Origin of the sequence: Candidatus Mycobacterium wuenschmannii (assembly GCF_030252325.1) — a bacterium.
GTDB lineage: Bacteria > Actinomycetota > Actinomycetes > Mycobacteriales > Mycobacteriaceae > Mycobacterium > Mycobacterium wuenschmannii.
Window position 1 is genome coordinate 1,783,684 of sequence record NZ_CP126981.1, and the last position, 18,702, is coordinate 1,802,385.

Annotated in this window: 17 protein-coding genes; 7 read left to right on the top strand and 10 right to left on the bottom strand. The window is 68.1% G+C overall.

What is annotated here, in order from left to right; all coding sequences use genetic code 11:
- Window positions 1-4: 4 nt before the first annotated feature.
- Window positions 5-1,033, bottom strand: a complete 1,029-nt coding sequence (locus PT015_RS08550) for an NAD-dependent epimerase/dehydratase family protein (protein ID WP_285190204.1) — start codon at window positions 1,031-1,033, stop codon at window positions 5-7.
- Between the two features lie 17 nt (window positions 1,034-1,050).
- A complete protein-coding gene (locus PT015_RS08555; RefSeq protein ID WP_285190205.1) occupies window positions 1,051-2,094 on the bottom strand; it encodes a hypothetical protein in 1,044 nt (347 codons plus the stop codon).
- Window positions 2,095-2,378: 284 nt separating this feature from the next.
- Here PT015_RS08555 and PT015_RS08560 point away from each other — a divergent pair, with 284 nt between their 5' ends.
- The 5 genes from PT015_RS08560 (at window position 2,379) to PT015_RS08580 (ending at window position 7,584) form a co-directional block, all read left to right on the top strand.
- Window positions 2,379-3,074 carry a class I SAM-dependent DNA methyltransferase gene (locus PT015_RS08560; RefSeq protein ID WP_285190206.1) on the top strand — a complete coding sequence of 232 codons (696 nt, stop codon included), beginning with the start codon at window positions 2,379-2,381 and terminating at the stop codon, window positions 3,072-3,074.
- Between the two features lie 74 nt (window positions 3,075-3,148).
- Window positions 3,149-4,414, top strand: a complete 1,266-nt coding sequence (locus PT015_RS08565) for a molybdopterin-dependent oxidoreductase (RefSeq protein ID WP_285191001.1) — start codon at window positions 3,149-3,151, stop codon at window positions 4,412-4,414.
- Between the two features lies 1 nt (window position 4,415).
- A complete protein-coding gene (locus PT015_RS08570) occupies window positions 4,416-4,916 on the top strand; it encodes a hypothetical protein (RefSeq protein WP_285190207.1) in 501 nt (166 codons plus the stop codon).
- Between the two features lie 28 nt (window positions 4,917-4,944).
- Window positions 4,945-6,300 carry a hypothetical protein gene (locus PT015_RS08575; protein ID WP_285190208.1) on the top strand — a complete coding sequence of 452 codons (1,356 nt, stop codon included), beginning with the start codon at window positions 4,945-4,947 and terminating at the stop codon, window positions 6,298-6,300.
- Window positions 6,301-6,345: 45 nt separating this feature from the next.
- Window positions 6,346-7,584 (top strand): HNH endonuclease signature motif containing protein, encoded by a 1,239-nt coding sequence (locus PT015_RS08580; protein ID WP_285190209.1) that lies wholly within the window; start codon window positions 6,346-6,348, stop codon window positions 7,582-7,584.
- Window positions 7,585-7,609: 25 nt separating this feature from the next.
- Here the strand turns inward: PT015_RS08580 and PT015_RS08585 are convergent, their stop codons facing one another.
- The 3 genes from PT015_RS08585 to PT015_RS08595 are packed head-to-tail and all read right to left on the bottom strand — an operon-like array spanning window position 7,610 to window position 12,136.
- Complete coding sequence (locus PT015_RS08585) at window positions 7,610-9,652, bottom strand: NAD(+) synthase (protein ID WP_285190210.1); 2,043 nt, start codon at window positions 9,650-9,652, stop codon at window positions 7,610-7,612.
- Window positions 9,653-9,700: 48 nt separating this feature from the next.
- A complete protein-coding gene (locus PT015_RS08590; protein WP_285190211.1) occupies window positions 9,701-10,885 on the bottom strand; it encodes a PPE family protein in 1,185 nt (394 codons plus the stop codon).
- Between the two features lie 42 nt (window positions 10,886-10,927).
- Complete coding sequence (locus PT015_RS08595) at window positions 10,928-12,136, bottom strand: PPE family protein (protein ID WP_390887955.1); 1,209 nt, start codon at window positions 12,134-12,136, stop codon at window positions 10,928-10,930.
- A 302-nt stretch (window positions 12,137-12,438) separates the two neighbouring features.
- On the opposite strand from PT015_RS08595, the gene PT015_RS08600 reads away from it, so the two are divergent.
- Window positions 12,439-13,287 (top strand): SIR2 family NAD-dependent protein deacylase, encoded by an 849-nt coding sequence (locus tag PT015_RS08600; RefSeq protein WP_285190214.1) that lies wholly within the window; start codon window positions 12,439-12,441, stop codon window positions 13,285-13,287.
- On the opposite strand, the gene PT015_RS08605 is transcribed toward PT015_RS08600, so the two are convergent.
- Window positions 13,284-14,543 (bottom strand): cytochrome P450, encoded by a 1,260-nt coding sequence (locus tag PT015_RS08605; RefSeq protein ID WP_285190215.1) that lies wholly within the window; start codon window positions 14,541-14,543, stop codon window positions 13,284-13,286. The two genes, PT015_RS08600 and PT015_RS08605, sit on opposite strands and share 4 nt — an antisense overlap.
- Window positions 14,544-14,642: 99 nt before the next feature.
- Between PT015_RS08605 and PT015_RS08610 the strand changes: the two genes are divergently transcribed.
- Window positions 14,643-15,281 (top strand): TetR/AcrR family transcriptional regulator, encoded by a 639-nt coding sequence (locus PT015_RS08610; RefSeq protein ID WP_285190216.1) that lies wholly within the window; start codon window positions 14,643-14,645, stop codon window positions 15,279-15,281.
- Here the strand turns inward: PT015_RS08610 and proB are convergent.
- The 4 genes from proB to rplU all read right to left on the bottom strand — a co-directional run bounded on the left by proB (window position 15,278) and on the right by rplU (window position 18,490).
- On the bottom strand, window positions 15,278-16,387 hold the full coding sequence (gene proB, locus PT015_RS08615; RefSeq protein ID WP_285190217.1) for a glutamate 5-kinase: 1,110 nt from the start codon (window positions 16,385-16,387) through the stop codon (window positions 15,278-15,280). The genes PT015_RS08610 and proB overlap by 4 nt on opposite strands.
- Complete coding sequence (gene obgE / locus PT015_RS08620) at window positions 16,377-17,816, bottom strand: GTPase ObgE (RefSeq protein ID WP_285190218.1); 1,440 nt, start codon at window positions 17,814-17,816, stop codon at window positions 16,377-16,379. Before obgE ends, proB begins: the two co-directional genes overlap by 11 nt.
- An 86-nt stretch (window positions 17,817-17,902) precedes the next feature.
- Window positions 17,903-18,166 (bottom strand): 50S ribosomal protein L27, encoded by a 264-nt coding sequence (gene rpmA / locus PT015_RS08625; RefSeq protein ID WP_285190219.1) that lies wholly within the window; start codon window positions 18,164-18,166, stop codon window positions 17,903-17,905.
- 12 nt (window positions 18,167-18,178) lie between these two features.
- On the bottom strand, window positions 18,179-18,490 hold the full coding sequence (gene rplU, locus PT015_RS08630; RefSeq protein WP_285190220.1) for a 50S ribosomal protein L21: 312 nt from the start codon (window positions 18,488-18,490) through the stop codon (window positions 18,179-18,181).
- Window positions 18,491-18,702: the final 212 nt, after the last annotated feature.

Here is an 18,702-nt window from a genome sequence, read left to right on the forward strand (position 1 = left end):
CCCACTACCTGAGCGGGGCGAACGCGAAGTCGCGCAGGCCATCACGAGGATTGATCGCCGCGCGGAAACCCAGGATCGCCGCGGCGCGGGCGGGATCGGCGACGATATGGCGCACGTCGCCGCTGCGGTACTGACCGGTCACTTCCGGTGTCAGATCCGCGTGGCGGGCGTCGCACAGAGCGGCGGCCACCTCAAGAATCGAAATGGGCTGCCCGGAGCAGACATTGACCGCGGTGAAGCCCTCCCGCTCGGCCGTGGCAGCCACGTTCGCCGCTGCGACGTCGTCGACGTGGACGAAGTCGCGCATCTGGCCGCCATCTTCGAAAACCTCTGGCGTCTCCCCTCTTTCGAGCGACGAACGGAAGATCGCGGCGACCCCGGAATACGGTGTGTCGCGAGGCATTCCCGGCCCGTAGACGTTGTGGTAGCGCAGCGCCACCACCGAACCACCCGTCGACTCGGACCAGGCCAGCGCGTAATGCTCCTGCGCGGTCTTGCTGGCTGCGTACAGGCTGCGTGGACGCAGCGGCGCGTCCTCGTCGACGAGCTGCCAACGCAGCGGCTCGCCGCCGATCGGACAGCGGTGCTCGAACGCGCCCGCATCGAGGTCGGCACGCGACCGCGGCACGGGCTCGACCGGCCCGTGGTCGGGGCAGGCGTAACCGCCCTGCCCGTAGACCACCATCGATGACGCCAGCACCAGCCGGCGCACGCCCGCGGCGAACATCTCCGCCAACAGCACCGTGGTCGCCAGGTCGTTGTGCCCGCCGTATGCGGGCGCGTCAGCGGCGTTCACCCCGGCGCCGACCATCGCGGCCTGGTGGCAGACAAGGTCCACGCCGGCGAGCAGAGGCGCCAGGGCTTCGGCGTCCCGTACATCGACCCGGTGGCAACCGGGCGGCAACTCCGCACCGGGTCCGTGCGCAGCCGACAGCAGGGTGTCGACGCCGATCACTTCGTGGCCGGCGGTGCGCAGCGCCGCGCCCACCCTCGAGCCGATGAATCCGGCAGCACCGGTCAGCAGCACTCTCACGCCTGGTTCACGTCCCTTCAGCCCCGCGGCAACTCGTCGGGGGTGATGATCTGCAATCCGCTGTCCCCGCCGGGCGCGCTACCGGTGACCAGTACAGCGCCCGATCGCGGATCGACGGCCACCGAGTTAGGTTGCCGCACGGTCGGCAGATCGCCAAGTATCCGCGGCCGGTTCGTGTCCGAGACATCGACGACCCGCATCAGGTTGGTGGCGGTCAGCGTGATGTACATCCGGTTCCGCGCCGCGTCGTACGCGAGACCGTACGGTTTGCCCGGCGCGTCGACCCTTGCCACCTCGGTCAGTTGCGGGTCGACACGCTCGATCAGGACGGCGCCGCCGTCGGTGTCCGCGAAGGCTGCCGCGTCGCCGGAAAGCCCGACCGCATGGGTCAGTTTCACGCCCACCGGTAAGTGTGCGCGCGGCTGCCGAGACGTTCCGTCGTAGACCCACACCCCGTTGCCCCGCACGTCGGCGACCGCGGCGTAGTCGCCGACCGCCGCCACGCCGCCGGGCTGAGCAGGGCCGGGCGGCAGTGACCCCACGACCGCGGCGTCCCGCACGAACACCACGCCGCCGCCGAGCTCGTTCGTCACGACGATCGTGCCCCCGGCCGTCTGCGCAGCATCGTGCGGTTGCCTGCCGACACCCGCGACGGTCGCCGAAGTCTGGCCGTCGAAGTTCAGCTCACACAACTGGTTTGAGCCCTCCAGCGGAACCAGGACCGGCCCGTTCGGTGCGGCGAGGCCGAGGTGTCGGGCCGCGCCCCTTGTCGGAACGCTCTGCCGGACGGCGCCGGTCGCCACGTCGACCAGCTGGATCGCGTCGGGCTGCCGCACCGCGACCGCCGCGATCCCCGATGCGCCAACGACGACGCCCTCGGGCGCATTGCCGACCGGGACCACCCGCCCTGCCGGTCGCGTGGCCAGCGGGCCGGCAGTTGCGGGCTCGGCGGGCATCGTTGCCGTCCGAGGGACCGGGGCCGGCGACCGGGTGTCACCACCGCAACCAGACACCAGCAGGCCGGCCGTCAGCGAGAACACCAGCATCCGACGCGAAGCCACCCCTCCACTGTGCCCGAGCGCGCAACCGGCGGCGGATCGTACAACTCCTCTGGGCGCCAGGCGAGGAGTCTCACCAGCCTGCGCCGGCCTGACAACCCGCGACGCCGACGCTCGCGCGCGGTCCCAGTGTCGACCCGCGTTGACCCAGCCTCGGCATTCGCGACGTTTCGAAAGCGGAACTTCGGCAATCCTCACTCGGGTCAGCACCGAACCACAATTAAAGACACCGACGATGCAAATGAGCGGATGGGGAATGCTTGCTGTTGAATTCGCCGGACAAAGCGATGACTGCTGACGCCTGCGAGGCGCCGGCGGTGTGGTCGGCGGACGTGATCTATCAGTCCGCCGCGTCGGGCAATTCATGTTGGTCGCGCAACCACCTCGGGAATCGGCGTGAGTTGCCGATGGGGCGATGGATCGGCGGCCGGGCCGCCACCCCTCAAGACCGCCTCGCGGATGAGCACATGCTTCGTCAGTGCTCCTCGCGGCCGACCCTCGACCTCGGCTGCGGTCCCGGTCGCTTCGCCGCGGCGTTGCAGGCGCGCGGGCTGCCCGCGCTCGGCGTGGACAGTTCGACCGCCGCGGTAGAGATGACACGGCAGCGTGGTGGAACCGCGATTCGTCGCGACCTCTTCGCCCCGCTCCCGGCCGAGGGCAGCTGGGCACAGGTTCTGCTCACCGACGGCAACATCGGGATCGGTGGCGACCCGGTTCAGATGCTGCGCCGAGCCGCGGCGCTGCTCGCCGAGGATGGTGTCGTTGTGGTCGAAACCGATTCCTCGGCCAGCGACTCCTGTTACGAGTGGCTGCGCTGGGAGACCGAGAGCTACCTCGGGCACTGGTTCCCATGGTCCCGTGTCGGCGCCGGATCGCTGGTCGACATCGCACGCGCAGCCGGACTGCGGGTCGTAAGTGTCATCGACGTTCACGACCGGGTGATCGCCGTGCTCACGGCTTCTCCGCCCGGTACGGACGGGTGACCACGAGCTCGGACCACGACGATGATGACTCGGTCGGGCCGACTTATGGCTTCCCAGAGCCACTTTGGCGCGCCCTGGAACGGCATCGCCCACCCGGAACCACGCTGCTGCAGAGGTGGCGTAGCCCGCTGCGCGGCCCGTGGCTGACCTCTGTATTCGGCTCGGTGCTGCTGATCGGCCTGCCCGTCGTGATCCTTACCGGCCTGCTCTCTTACATCGCGTACGGCCCGGAGCTCGGTCAGGCGATACCGAAAGACGTGGGTTGGCTGAAACTTCCAAGCTTTCACTGGCCGACCCGCCCGCCCTGGCTATATCGCTTGACGCAAGGCGCGCATGTCGGCGTTGGCCTTGTCCTCATCCCGATCGTGCTGGCCAAACTCTGGTCGGTCATGCCACGGCTGTTCGCGTGGCCGCCGCTGCGGTCTGTTGCCCAGCTCGTCGAGCGGCTGTCGCTGGCAATGTTGGTGGGCGGCATCATCTTCGAGTTCGCCACCGGCGTGCTGAACATCCAGTACGACTACATTTTCGGCTTCAGCTTCTACACCGCGCACTATTTCGGGGCTTGGATTCTCATCGCCGGGTTCACGATTCACGTGCTGATCAAACTGCCGAAGATGGTGCGCGGCCTACGCTCGCAGTCGTTTCGCGCCGTCTTGCGCACGTCGCGCGCCGACACCCGCCCCGAGCCGCCGGACGAGGACGGGTTGGTCGCCACAGACCCCGCCCCTGCGACGGTCAGTCGTCGCGGAGCGCTGGCACTGGTCGGTGGCGGCGCGGTATTCGTCGCGGTGCTCACCGCGGGACAAACACTCGGAGGTGTCACCCGTCGTGCCGCGCTGCTGATCCCGCGCGGACGCATCCGCGGCGACGGTCCAAACGACTTTCCGGTCAACAGAACCGCGACGGCCGCGGCGATCCGCGGCGGCGATATCGGCGCCAATTGGCGACTGGCACTGCGCGGACCATCGGGCCAATTGTTGCTGGACCGCGCCACTCTCGAGAACATGCCGCAGCACACCGCCGAACTGCCGATCGCATGCGTCGAGGGCTGGTCGACGACTCAGACGTGGAGCGGAGTCCGGCTCCGGGATCTCGCCGCGCTGGCGGGACTGCCGCACTCCGCGATCGCCGTCGTGCGCTCATTGGAACGAGCAGGCGGGTTCAATCATGCCGCGCTGCAGGACAATCAGGTGGCGAATCCTGACGCGCTGCTCGCCCTGCGGGTGAACGGCGTCGACTTGTCGCTCGACCACGGCTATCCCGCGCGCATCATCGTGCCCGCGCTGCCGGGCGTGCACAACACCAAGTGGGTGCGCTCGATCGATTTTCGGCGGCCGTGAGATGGTCGGTCCGATCAGGAAATTCACCGCGTTTTACGGGGCTCATCCGCTGCACCTCTTGGGCACCGTCGCGGCCTGGGCGGTGGCGGGATACGCGGTGATCGAACTCGGCCCGCACGCGTTGTGGAATTCCCGGGTGTGGTGGCAGTCGATCGGCGTCTGGTTTGTCGCCGCTATCGTCTCGCACGACCTGATCCTGTTTCCGCTCTACTCGCTCGCCGATCGTTCGATAGTCAAAGGCCTTGCCGCCGTGCGCCGACCGCCCACGCTGGCCGTGTCACCGGTGAACTACGTGCGGATCCCGACCCTGGCGGCCGGACTGTCGCTACTGCTGTTCTTTCCCGGGATCATTCGGCAGGGGCGATCCAGCTACTTCGCTGCGACGGGCCAGACCCAGGAACCGTTCCTCGCACGCTGGCTGCTGCTCGTAGCGGCCGTGTACGGGGTCAGCGCGTTGGCCTACGCCGTGCGTGTCGCTGTCGCTCGGAAAGCACTGGCTTAGTGTGGTGCCTGACCATGGCCGGATTGTCGTGAAAATCGCACGCCGCGACGCTATCGCGGTTTCGCTGGGAATCGCGCTGGTGACAGCGGCTTTTGTGGTCCCGCACCTGCATCTTGGCATCGTCACCCCGTTGATCCACAGCTCGCCGAAAACTATTCACGACCTGGCCGACACCGCCCCGATTTTCGGCTGGTGGCACGCCCACGTCGGCTGGGGCACCATCCCCGCCGTCGCGATCGGCATTATGGCGATCCGGTGGGGACCGGAACTGGCGCACCGATTGCCATGGCGCACACTGACGTTCGTCACCTGGGCGACAGCATGCGGGTGGGCGTTCGCGTTGGCGATGATCGACGGCTGGGAATTCGGATTCGCGGGCAGACTGGTTGCGCGTCACGAATACCTGCGTCAAGTGCCGACCGTCAACGACATCCCGTCGATGCTCCGCACCTTCTCCAGCCGCATCCTCGATTATCAGCCGCACTCCTGGATCACCCACGTCTCCGGGCATCCGCCCGGCGCACTGCTGACGTTCGTGTGGCTCGACCGAATCGGTCTGGCCGGCGGCGCTTGGGCGGGCACGTTCTGCCTGCTTGTCGGTTCCAGCGCGGCCGCGGCCGTGATTGTCACGCTGCGTGCCGTTTCCGACGAGGCGACCGCCCGTGCCGCTGCGCCGTTCGTCGCCGTCGCGCCGACGGCGATCTGGATTGCCGTGTCCGCAGACGCATACTTCGCCGGTGTCGCCGCCTGGGGCGTCGCGCTGCTGGCGCTCGCGGCGAGTCGCACTGCGCGCCGGCCGATGATCGTCGCGGCAGGCGCCGGGCTACTGCTCGGCTGGGCGATTTTTCTCAACTATGGGCTGGTGCTGATGGGGCTGCTCGCTCTCGCTGTGCTGATGTCCGCGGGAGACCGGAAGTCCGCGTCCACGGTGCTCGCGGCCGCGGTTCCCGTCTCCCTCGCTGTCGTGGCAGCTTTCGCCGCGACCGGATTCTGGTGGTTCGACGGCTATACCCTTGTCCAGCAACGCTATTGGCAAGGAATTGCGATGAACCGGCCATTTCAGTATTGGGGCTGGGCGAACTTGGCATCTGTGGCCTGTGCCATCGGATTGGGCAGCGTGGCCGCGCTGGGGCGGGTCGTCGATGTCGCGGCGATCCGACGCCGTTCGGGAGTGCATCTGCTGGTGCTTGCCGCCGTCGCCGCGATGCTGTGCGCCGACCTGAGCATGCTCAGCAAGGCCGAGACGGAACGCATCTGGCTGCCGTTCATGGTCTGGTTGACCGCGGCCCCCGCCTTACTGCCCGCCCGATCTCACCGGTGGTGGCTGGCCGCCAATGTGGTCGGTGCCTTGGCAATCAACCACTTCATGCTGACGAACTGGTAGCCGCGGGGGCGGAAAGTTGTCGGACCCCGTTGCCATGATGGGGTCATGTCGTTGACCGCGTCGCTGCCGGAGTTGGTGAATGAGCCGGGGCGTCTGGAGGTGTTGTTCGACGAGATGGCGGAGTTGGCCGGTCAGCGTAACGCCATCGATGGGCGGCTGGTGGAGATCGCCGCCGAGATCGACCGCGACCAGTTGTGGGGGGCGACCGGGGCACGCTCGGTCGCGGCGCTGATGGCCTGGAAGATGGGCTGCTCTACGGGCACCGCCCACACGATCACCACGGTGGCGTCTCGGCTGCCGGAGTTCCCCCGCTGTGTGGGCGCGCTGCGGGCGGGCCGGCTGTCGCTGGATCAGGTCGGGGTCATCGCCGCCCGCGCCGGCGACGGCTCCGATGCCCACTACGCCCAACTGGCCGCGGTCGCCACCGTCGCCCAGCTGCGCACCGCGGTCAGCCTGGAACCCCGCCCCGACCCCGACCCGCGCCCGCAACCGCCACGCGCGATCCACAAAACCACCAGCGAGCAGTCCACCAGCTGGCGCATCACCCTGCCCCACGATGACGCCGCCATCTTCGATGCCGCCCTGGCCTCGCACCGGGAAGCGCTGTACGCCGAATGGAAACAGGACCACGACCAGGGTGGGCCCCCCGCGGCGCCGATGCCGGGCACCATCGAGGCGTTCCTGCGCCTGGTCGAAACCGGCTGGGACACCGAAGCCACCCGCCGCCCCCACAGCGCGCACACCACCGTCATCGTCCACGTCGACGTCGAAGCCCGCGCCGCCGCACTACACCTGGGCCCACTGCTCACCGACGCCGAACGCACCTACCTGACCTGCGACGCCACCTACGAAGTCTGGTTCCACCGCGACGGCCACCCCATCGGCGCCGGACGCACCACCCGCACCATCAACCGACGGCTACGCCGCGCCCTGGAACACCGCCACCCCAGCTGCGCAGTCCCCGGCTGCGGCGCCACCCGCGGCCTACACGCCCACCACCTCACCCACTGGGAAAACGGCGGCCCCACCGACCTGACCAACCTGATCCTGGTCTGCCCCTATCACCACCGCCAACACCACCACGGCGACATCACCATCACCGGCCCCGCCAACCAGCTCACCATCACCGACAACGACGACCACCCACTGACCAACGCCTCCCTCGCACGACCACCCACCAACGCCCCACCCAACGTCCCCCCATACCCCGGACCACTCGGCGAACGCGCCCAATGGTGGTGGTATGACCCCTACCAACCCCAACCACCACCCAGCAACAACTAGCTCGGTCAGCGGAAAGCCGTGAGCCTCAGTCCTCGGGGATGTCGCGCTCGATCGCGTCGAGCCAGGCGCGCGCGGACATATCCGACGGTGCACGCCAGTCACCGCGCGGCGACAGCGCCCCGCCGTGCGACACCTTGGGCCCGTTGGGTAGCGCGGACCGCTTGAACTGACTGAACGAGTAGAACCGCTGCACGAAGACCTGCAGCCAGTGCCGAATCTCCTTGAGCGTGTACGACGGCCGCTTGTTCTCCGGGAATCCGGGCGGCCACTCGCCGGCGTCGGCGTCGTTCCATGCATGCCACGCCAGAAAAGCGACCTTCGCCGGCCGGAATCCGTAGCGCAGCACCTGATACAGCGAAAAGTCCTGCAGCGCATACGGTCCGACTTTGGCTTCGCTGCTTTGCAACCCTTCGTCCTCGCCGGCGGGCACGAGTTCGGGGGTGATCTCGGTATCGAGCACGGACCGCAGCACCGCGTCCACCTCCGACGGGAACTGCTCCGAGGAGATGACCCAGCGGATCAAATGCTGGATCAGGGTCTTGGGCACCCCGCCGTTGACGTTGTAGTGCGACATCTGGTCGCCCACACCGTAAGTCGACCAGCCCAATCCAAGTTCGGACAGGTCGCCGGTGCCCAGCACGATGCCGCCGTGCTGGTTGGCCAGCCGGAACAGGTAGTCGGTGCGCAATCCCGCCTGGACGTTCTCGAAGGTGACGTCGTAGACCTTGTCGCCGCGGGAAAACGGATGATCCATCTCCTTGAGCATCAGAGACGCGGTGTCGCGGATGTCGATCTCGGCGAAGGTGACACCGAGCGCGCGACAGAGTTCGACCGCGTTGCGTTTGGTGTGCTCGCCGGTGGCGAAGCCGGGCAGCGTGAACGCCAGAATGTCGCTGCGCGGCCGCTCCTCACGGTCCATCGCGCGCGCGGCGACGATCAGCGCATGCGTCGAGTCGAGTCCGCCGGAGACCCCGATGACGACCTTCGGAAAGTCCAACGCGCGCAACCGTTGTTCCAGCCCGGCGACCTGAATGCTGTAGGCCTCGTAGCAGTCCTGCTGCAGGCGGTTCGGATCGGCGGGTACGAACGGAAACCGCTCTACCGCGCGCCGTAACCCGATGTCGCCGGACGGCGCACCCAGCCGAAAGTCGATGCGGCGGAACGTATCTGCCGAAGCCCGGTGGTGGCGCCGGTTGTCGTCGAAGGTGCCCATCCGGGTCCGCTCGGCGCGCAGTAGGTCCAGGTCGACGTCGGCGACGCTGAGGCGCTCACCTTTGGGAAAGCGCTCCGACTCGGCGAGCAGGCGGCCGTTCTCCCAGACCATCGTCTGGCCGTCCCATGCCAGGTCGGTGGTCGACTCGCCTTCTCCGGCAGCGGCATACACGTAGGCGGCCAGGCAGCGTTGCGACGCCGACCGTGCGAGCAGCGAGCGGTCCTCGGCGCGGCCGATCGTGATCGGACTGCCGGACAGGTTGGCCAACACCGTCGCGCCCGCGAGAGCCGCCTCGGCGCTGGGCGGGATTGGGACGAACATGTCCTCGCAGATCTCGACGTGCAACACGAAGCCGGGAACGTCGGATGCGGTGAACAGCAGGTCTGGGCCGAACGGCGCATCCGCCCCGGCGATCCGGATGGTGCCGCGCTCCTCGTCGCCCGGGGCGATCTGACGGCTCTCGTAGAACTCACGGTAGGTGGGCAGATACGACTTGGGCGCGACCCCCAGGATCGCGCCGCGATGGATCACCACGGCGGAGTTGTAGATCCGGTGCCGGTGGCGCAGTGGCGCGCCCACGACCAGCACCGGCAGCAGATCGGCGGAGGCGGTGACGATCTCGAGCACGGCGTCCTTGACCGAGTCCAGCAGCACGTCTTGCAGCAGGATGTCCTCGATGGAGTAACCGGACAGCGTCAGTTCTGGGAACACCGCCAGCGCCACACCGTCGTCGTGGCACTCCCTGGCCAGCCGCAACACCGAGGCGGCGTTGGCCGCTGGGTCGCCGATCGCGGCGTGATGCGTGCACGCGGCGACCCGGGCGAACCCCTGGTCATAGGCGTTGTGGAAGTCCATGTCCCCTTCATTGTCGCCATACGTGCCGTATTTGGCGACTATCGGGTGTTATCCGCCCGGCGCCGGCCGCGGCATGTGGTAGCGGCGGTCGCGCATCCGGAAGACGGTGTTGTCGCCTCGACGTGCGCCGGCGTTGTTCAGTTGAGCCACCGCCGGCACCCCCGAATGGCCCGCGGGCGCGGGCTGATCGACCCATGGTGGCAACACCCGAAAGCCGGACTCGCCGGCCGCCGCGGCCTCGACCGTTGCGGATCCCGGCGCGGCCTGCGTCCAACTCGCGGGAGTCGACAGACCGGCGATCGACTCGGCGCGACCCATCTGAGCCAGCACGGGCTGGCCGCCTAGCGACGAAACCGAGGTTTGCGCCGCGACGCCTCCCAGGGGGGCAGCCATCTCCGGCAGGGTCTGCTCTTCGATGTACAGCTGCGCCAACCCGGTGAAGAAATTTCCCGCTTGGAATGTCGCGAACGGAATCTGGTAGGCGGGGACCAGCGGTCCGGTCAGCGTGTTGAATGTTTCGAACGCGGAAATGATCGGGGACACCGCCGGGTCCGTCGCGGCCGCATTGGCGCTACCACCCGACGCGAGGCTCTGCAGCTGTTGCGGCAGCGCCGACATCAACTGCGACAGCGCGCTCGACGACTGTTCGACGGCCGTCCCGGAGCCCTGGGATGTCGCGGCGGCCTGAGCGGACGGCCCTGCCGGATTCGTGGTCGGGGGCGGCTGATCGAACGGGGTCAGCGCCGTTGCCGACGACGCCGACGCGGCGTAGCTGTACATCGCCGCGGCGTCTTGCGCCCACATCTCGGCGTAGGCGGTTTCGGTGGCGGCGATCGCGGGCGTGTTCTGGCCGAAGAAGTTGGTCGCCACCAGCATGGCCAGCAACGCCCGGTTCGCAGCGACCACCACCGGCGGCACGGTCGCCAGGAACGCCGCTTCGTAGGCGGCCGCCGCCGCACGGGCCTGGTTCGCCGCCTGCACGGCTTGCTGCGACGTCTCGGTAACCCACGCGATATAGGGCGCGCTCGCGGCGGTCATGGCGGTCGACGAGGGTCCGGACCAGCTCTGACCTTGCAGCTCAGAGACGACCGCCGTATAGCGGGCCGCGAACGTCTCGAGTTGCGCGGCCAGGCCGTCCCACGCCGCGGCAGCGGCCATCAACGGACCCGACCCGGGGCCCGCATACATCCTGGCCGAGTTGATCTCGGGCGGCCGCGCCCCGAAATCAAACATCAACCCTCCCTCTGTGGGTGCACACAGTCGAGCGGAAGACGATCAACCGCCGAGGAAGGGGCGGGGCATCTTGAACCGAGCAGCCTGCACGCGAAGGATGTTGCTGACGGTTGGCCGCGACCACACGCCCGGCTGCTGAGTCATTCCGACCATCGGCGCGCCCGATGTACCCGCCATTGCCGTGTCCGACGATGCCGGAACCGCCCCGAGGTCCGCCTCCGACAGCCACTGCGGGTCTGCGACCGCGCTGGCGACCGGGGTGGCCGACGCCCAGCTCTGTGGTACCGACAGACCACCGATCGGCTCCGCCTGTCCGATGCCGGCGAGCACCGGACTGGCGGCGGCGCCCGGGGCCCACCCCTGGGTTGCCGCGCCGACAGCGCCCTCGGCGCCCAAGCCCTCTTCGGCGATCTTGGGCAGATCCTCGGACTGGATTGCGGTCCGCTGCAGCGCGGTGAAAAAGCTTCCGGCGCTGGTGACCGTACGACTCAGCGCAGCACTGAGATTCGTCGGCCCCGACAAGGTGTTGAAACTGCTGAACGCGGTCAACACCGGATCGGCGACCGGGTCGGCGGGGGCGGCGGCGGGTGCGGCGGTCGCGAGGTTCTGCAGCTGCTGAGGCACGGCGGCCATCAGCTGTGACAGCCCGGACTGTGCATTCGTCGCACCCGATCCCCCGGCGGCCTGCGCGACCGCCGCGTTCTGCGCCAGTTGGCCTGTCGCCGTTGTGGTTTCAGGTGGCGTGGTGAACGGAGTCAGCGCGGTAGCGGCCGACGAGGCCGACGCGTAGCTGTACATCGCCTGCGCGTCCTGGGCCCACATATCGGCGTAGGCCGCCTCCGCGGCCGCGATCTGCGCGGTGTACTGACCGAAGATGTTGGCCATCACCAGCGCGGCATATTGCGCGCGGTTGGCCATCACCAGGGCCGGCGGCACCGTTGCCGCGAAGGCCGCTTCGTAGGCCGCGGCTGCGGCGCGCGCCTGGCTGGCCGTCTCCTCGGCTTTCGCCGCGGCGGTCGCCATCCATGCGACGTAGGGCCCAGCGGCATCGCCCATCGCCGTTGAGGCATTGCCCGACCACGATTCGCCCTGCAGGCCTGAGATCACCGCGGTGTAGCCGCGCGCGATCGATTCCAGTTGGCCGGCCATCGCCTGCCAGGCTGACGCTGCGGCCATGACCGGGCCCGAACCGGGACCCGCATACAATCGACCCGAGTTGACCTCGGGCGGCAGTGCACCGAAATCAAACACTGGCGTTACCTACTTTCTATTGGCCACGGCGATCGAGTGCCGTCGGAGCGCGTCTGCGGCTGGGTCACCACCGCTATCCCGCGCTGCACCGCAACTCGACCGCAGCGCGCCTACGGCGTCATCTTCCCCGCCCGGCGCCGAAACAGCCGGTGAACACCACATTTCCAACAGTAACCGCGTAAATACGCCAGTCACTAACCACATATCGAATGCATGCAAATGATGTGAATCACGGTGATTGGCGATTCTAGCCAGCAGAGCGCGGACCTGGCCCGTTCGGGCCGATCCGTACCCTCGAAAGAGTGACGGCTGCGCGTGCGGAAGCTCCCGAGTTGGTCGCTGCGCTCACCGGCCGCCGCATCGCCGTGCTCACCGGCGCGGGAATGTCGACCGACTCCGGCATCCCTGACTACCGCGGCCCGGATTCGCCACCGAGCAACCCGATGACGATCCGACAGTTCACCTCGGATCCGGAATTCCGGCAGCGGTACTGGGCGCGTAATCACGTCGGGTGGCGGCACATGGACGACACCCGGCCCAACGCGGGGCATCGAGCGATCGCCGCGCTCGAGCTCGCCGGCGTCGTCACCGGGGTCATCACCCAGAACGTCGACCTGCTGCACACCAAAGCCGGCAGCCGCAACGTCATCAACCTGCACGGCACCTATGCCCAGGTGGTCTGTCTGGACTGCGGCCACACCATGACGCGCGCGGCGCTGGGCGACGAGCTGGACGCGCTCAATCCCGGGTTCACCGAACGGGTCCAAGCGCTCGGCGGGCTGGCGGTGGCCCCGGACGCCGACGCTGTCATCGACGACACCGCCTCGTTCCGTTACCTCGATTGCCCGTCATGCGGCGGCATGCTCAAACCCGATATCGTCTACTTCGGCGAAAGTGTCCCCAAAGACATTGTCCAACAAGCATTTTCACTGGTCGACGACGCGGACGCGCTGCTGGTCGCCGGATCGTCGCTGACGGTGTTCTCCGGCTACCGCTTCGTGCGGCATGCCGCGGCACACGGCATGCCAGTGGCGATCATCAACCGCGGGGCCACCCGCGGCGACGAGCACGCCACCGTCAAACTCGACGGTGGCTGCTCGGAGATCCTGACGCTCTTGACCGACGAGCTGTCCCCCGCGGCCGTCGGCTAGAACGTGCAGGGCATGCTGCGAATGCCGTGAATGAAGTTGCCCGCCAAGTACACCGGGTCCCCGGCCTGGATATCCGGCAACTGATGTAGCAGCTCTTTGAAGATCGCCCGCAATTGCGCCCGGGCCAGGTTCGCACCCAGGCAGAAGTGCACGCCGCCACCGCCGAAGCCGACGTGCGGGTTGGGGTTGCGACCCAGGTCGAGACGCTCGGGGTGCTCGAACGTCTCGGTGTCGAAGTTGCCCGAGGAGTAGAACATCACGACCTTCTCGCCGGCCCGAATGCTCTGGCCGCCGAGTTCGACATCCTTTGCGGCCGTGCGGCGGAACGTCATCACCGGCGTCGCGAAGCGGACGAATTCCTCGACCGCCCCACCGATGCGGTCGTCGAAATCCTCGAGCAGCCAGGCCCGCTGGTCGGGGAAGTCGGTGAGGGCCTTCAGCCCGTGACTGGTGGTCTGACGGGTGGTGTCGTTGCCGGCGACGGTGAGCAGCACGAAGAAGGCCGCGACGTCGGCGTCCGACAGCCGGTCCCCGTCGACCTCGGCGTTGACCATCGCGCTGAAGAAGTCGTCGCCGGGGTTCTCCCGTCGCTCCGCGGCGAGGCCGAGCGCCACCTGGTGGATGTACATCTGCGCCTCGAACAGCACCTCCATCGGCGGACGGCCGTTCAGGTACACCGGGTCGGCCCACGAGACCATGGCATCGGCGGCGTGCGCGACCTTGTGCCGCTCCGACTCGGGGATGCCGACCATGTCCGACAGCGTGCGGATGGGCAGTTCCTTGGCGCAGAGGTCGACGAAGTCGGCGCCGCTGCCCGCGGCTTTGAGTTCCTCGACGATGGTCTTGGCGTTTGCCTGGATCGAGTCTTCGATCCGTCGAATCTGGCGCGGCGTGAAGGCGGCGCTGATCAGTTTGCGCAGGTGGGTGTGCCGCGGCGCGTCCATGGCCAGGAACGACTGTGACGCCTCCAACAGCTCCTCGGGAACGTTCTCGAACAGCACGCCCTTACCCGACAGGAACGTGTCGCTGTCGCGGCTGATCGCGACGATGTCGTCGCGGCGGGTGACCGCCCAGTAGCCGGTGTCGTTGGGGTCCGCCATCAGCGAGTCCTCGACCGGCGGATGCCAGCTCACCGGCCGCGCGGCCCGCAGCTCCGCGAACGAGGTGTCGCGCTCCGCGGCGCTGGTCGACCAGAACGCGCGGGACGACAGGTCGAGGGCGTCGTAGGGACGCGGGGTGGCAGCCGTCGCTGTCATGGGAAATCCTCCATCGGATATGACGCGGGTCACAGTTTCGGAACACCGACGACACTAGGACTAGACATAGTGTCTAGTCAAGGTGTCATACTTGCTGCCATGCCGTCCGTGACCCGTAGGCCGCAAGCCAAGCGGCAGGAGCGCCGTGAGCAGATCGAGCGCCGACTGCTCGACGCCACCGAGCGATTGATGAGCGACGGCGCCAGCTTCACCGAGTTGAGCGTGGACCGGTTGTCGACCGAGGCCGGGATGTCGCGGGCCAACTTCTACATCTACTTCGAGGACAAGGGCGATCTACTGCGCCGGCTGGCCCAGCAGGTGTTCGGCGAGCTCGCCGACAGCGCCGAACTCTGGTGGGGCGTGGCGTGGCGGCACGACCCCGCCGACGTGCGCGCCGCTATGGCCGGCATCGTCGCCAGCTACCGACGCCACCAGTCCGTGCTGGTCGCGCTCAACGAGATGACCGGCTATGACCCGCAGGTGGCGGCGACCTACCGCGAACTGCTCACCGGTATCTCCGCGCGGCTCACGCGGGTCGTCGAGGACGGCCAGGCCGACGGGTCGATCCGCCCCGAGCTACCCGCGGCCACCACGGCCAGCGCGCTGTGCTGGATGGTCGAGCGGGCCTGCCAGCAGAACCTGCCCAGCCGGCCACCGGCCTACGACGCCGAGCTCACCACGTCGCTCACTGAAATTGCTTGGGCCGCGCTGTATTTGAAGCCGATCCCGAAGGACTAAACGGCGACCAGATCGTCGGCGTGCACTGCGGGCCGGCGCAACTCGGCGGGCAAGTCGGACGTCGACTTGCCGATCATGGTGGCGAGTTCTGCCGCGTCGTAGGCCACCACTCCGCGCGCCACCAACACCTCGCCGGGACCGTTCACGTCCACGACGTCGCCACCGTGAAAGCGACCCGACAGCGCGGTGATACCCGCGGGCAGCAGCGACCGTCGTTGTTCGACAACGGCATTCACCGCGCCCTGATCCAGGGTCAGCACCCCGGCGGACTCGGCCGCATAGCGCACCCAGAAGCGGCGGGCCGACATTCGATTGGGACGCGGCGCGAACACGGTGCCCACCGAGGCGTCCACCAGCGCCTCCTCGGCATTGGCCGCGGCCGCCAGCAGCACCGGAACCCCAGCGTCGGCGGCCAGCAGCGCCGACGACAACTTGGACGCCATGCCGCCGGTACCGAGGTGACTACCCTGCCCGGCGATCACGCCGTCCAGGTCGCCCGGCCCGGAAACCTCTGCGATGAAATGGCTTTCGTCGGACTTGCGCGGGTCGGCATCGTAGAGGCCGTCGATGTCGCTGAGCAGGATCAGCGCGTCGGCACCGACCAGATGCGCGACCAGAGCCGAGAGGCGGTCGTTGTCGCCGAACCGGATCTCATTGGTGGCCACCGTATCGTTCTCGTTGACGATCGCCACCGCGTGCAGGGCGCGCAGCCGGTCAAGCGTGCGCTGAGCGTTGTTGTGCTGCACCCGCATCGAGACATCGTGCGCGGTCAGCAGGACCTGGCCGACGCTGCGCTGGTAGCGGCCGAACGCGGTGCTCCATGCGTTGACCAGCGCGACCTGACCGACGCTCGCCGCGGCCTGCTTGGTCGCCAGATCGGTGGGCCGCTTGCTCAATCCGAGCGGCTCGATGCCTGCGGCGATGGCGCCCGAGGAGACGATGACGACGTCGGAGCCGGCCTTCATCCGCGCCTCGATGGCGTCGACGAGTCCGGCCAGTCGGGTGGCGTCGAACATGCCGGTGGGGGTGGTCAGGGCGGTGGTGCCGACCTTGACGACGACGCTGCGCGCGGTGCGAACCGCTTCGCGCGCAGAGCTATTCGCCATGTTCGCGCCGCTGCTTACGCGCCGCCTTGCGCTCGTCGGCGCCGACCCGCTCATTGGTGTCCAGTCGGGTGTCCTCACCGCGCCTGGTCATCAGCGTGTCGACGCCGGCGGGTGTCTGCGGTTCCCAGTCGAACGTGACGTCGCCGATGGTGACCGCGCAGCCCGGACGGGCGCCGAGCTTCATCAGTTCGTCCTCGACACCGAGGCGCGCGAGCCGGTCGCCGAGATAACCGACCGCCTCGTCGTTGTCGAAACTCGTTTGCGAGATCCACCGTTCGGGCCGGCGGCCGCGCACCACGAATCCGCCGTGCCCGTCAGACTCCACGGTGAAGCCGGACTCGTCGACCGGCACCGGCCGGATCACCGGTCGTCGCGGCACGACCTCCGGCTGGGCGGCCTGGTAGGCGGCCACCATGTCAGCCAGCCCGAAGATCAACGGCTGCAGCCCTTCTCGGGCCACGGTCGACACGATTAACACCGGCCAGCCACGCGCGGCCACCTCGTCGCGGACGAACTCCGCCATCTCACGGGCCTCGGGCACGTCGACCTTGTTGAGCACCACCGCACGCGGCCGCTCGACGAGATCGCCGAGCGTCGAATCCCCTTGCAGTGTCGGGGTATACGCGGCCAACTCGGCCTCGAGTGCGTCGATGTCGGAGATCGGGTCGCGGCCCGGTTCGGCGGTCGCGCAGTCCACCACGTGCACCAGCACGGCGCATCGCTCGATGTGCCGCAGGAAGTCCAGGCCGAGGCCACGGCCCTGCGACGCACCGGGAATCAGGCCCGGCACGTCGGCGACCGTGAACGTCCGGTCCCCCGCCGACACCACACCCAGGTTGGGCGCCAGCGTGGTGAACGGGTAGTCGGCGATCTTCGGCTTGGCCGCCGAAATCGTCGACACCAGTGAGGATTTGCCCGCGGATGGGAAACCGATCAGGCCGACGTCGGCGACGGACTTGAGTTCGAGGGTGAAGTCACGCTCTTCGCCCTTCTCACCGAGCAAGGCGAAACCGGGCGCCTTACGGGCCCGAGATGCCAGCGCGGCGTTGCCCAGCCCGCCGCGCCCGCCGGCGGCGGCTTCGAACCGGGTGCCCGCGCCGACCAGGTCGGCGAGCATGCGGCCGTCTTCGTCGACGACGATCGTGCCGTCGGGAACCTTGATCTCGAGATCGGGCGCGGCCGCACCGGCGCGGTTACCGCCCATGCCCTGCTTGCCCGACGCCGCGACGACGTGCGGATGGAAGTGGAAGTCGAGCAGCGTGTGTACCTGCGGGTCGACGACCAGCACGATGCTGCCGCCGCGACCGCCGTTACCGCCGTCGGGTCCGCCGAGCGGCTTGAACTTCTCGCGATGCACCGAGGCACAGCCGTTACCGCCGGAACCGGCGCGTGCATGGATGACGACCCGGTCGACGAACCGAGGAGCCATCGAAGAGTCCTTTCAACCGCTGAGAGTGAACCTACTGCGAAAAATCGGCCTCAACCGCGCAGTGGTTTCACACTCGCGATGCAGACCTACTCCGGGGATCCGGCCAAGACGATGTTGACCGTCTTGCGGCCGCGCTTGACGCCGAACTGGACCGCGCCGGCCGCCTTGGCGAACAGCGTGTCGTCGCCGCCACGGCCGACGTTGACGCCGGGGTGGAAGTGCGTGCCGCGCTGGCGAACGATGATCTCGCCGGCCTTGACGACCTGGCCGCCGAAACGCTTCACGCCCAGCCGCTGCGAGTTGGAATCGCGGCCGTTACGTGAGCTGGAAGCGCCCTTTTTGTGTGCCATGTCTGTCGCCTCCTACTTGATTCCGGTGACCTTCAGGACCGTCACCTGCTGACGGTGACCCTGACGCTTGTGGTAGCCGGTCTTGTTCTTGAACTTGTGGATGCGGATCTTCGGGCCCTTGGTGTGCTCGAGCACCTCGCCGGTGACGGCGACCTTGGCCAGCTTGGTGGCGTCGGTGGTGACGGTCGCGCCGTCGACGACCAGGGCGACCGGCAGCGACACATTCGCGCCCGGCTCCGAGTCGAGTTTCTCGACCTTGACGACGTCACCAACGGCAACTTTGTACTGCTTACCGCCGGTCTTGACGATTGCGTAGGTCGCCATGGTTACGTCTACCTCTTCTTGTTCTCACGGGCGTCGCGCAGCGAAAACCTGCGCGGGCTTGTCGGGGGGTGTCGGCCACGCACTTTCCAGCAGGCTGGTCGTACGGCCTGGCGACAACTGGTCCAGGGTACGTGACCAGCGGGTACAGGGTCAAACCGGCCGATCAGTCCGCCCTGCGACGATGCGGTTCGCGCGACGAACCGAGGAGAAGC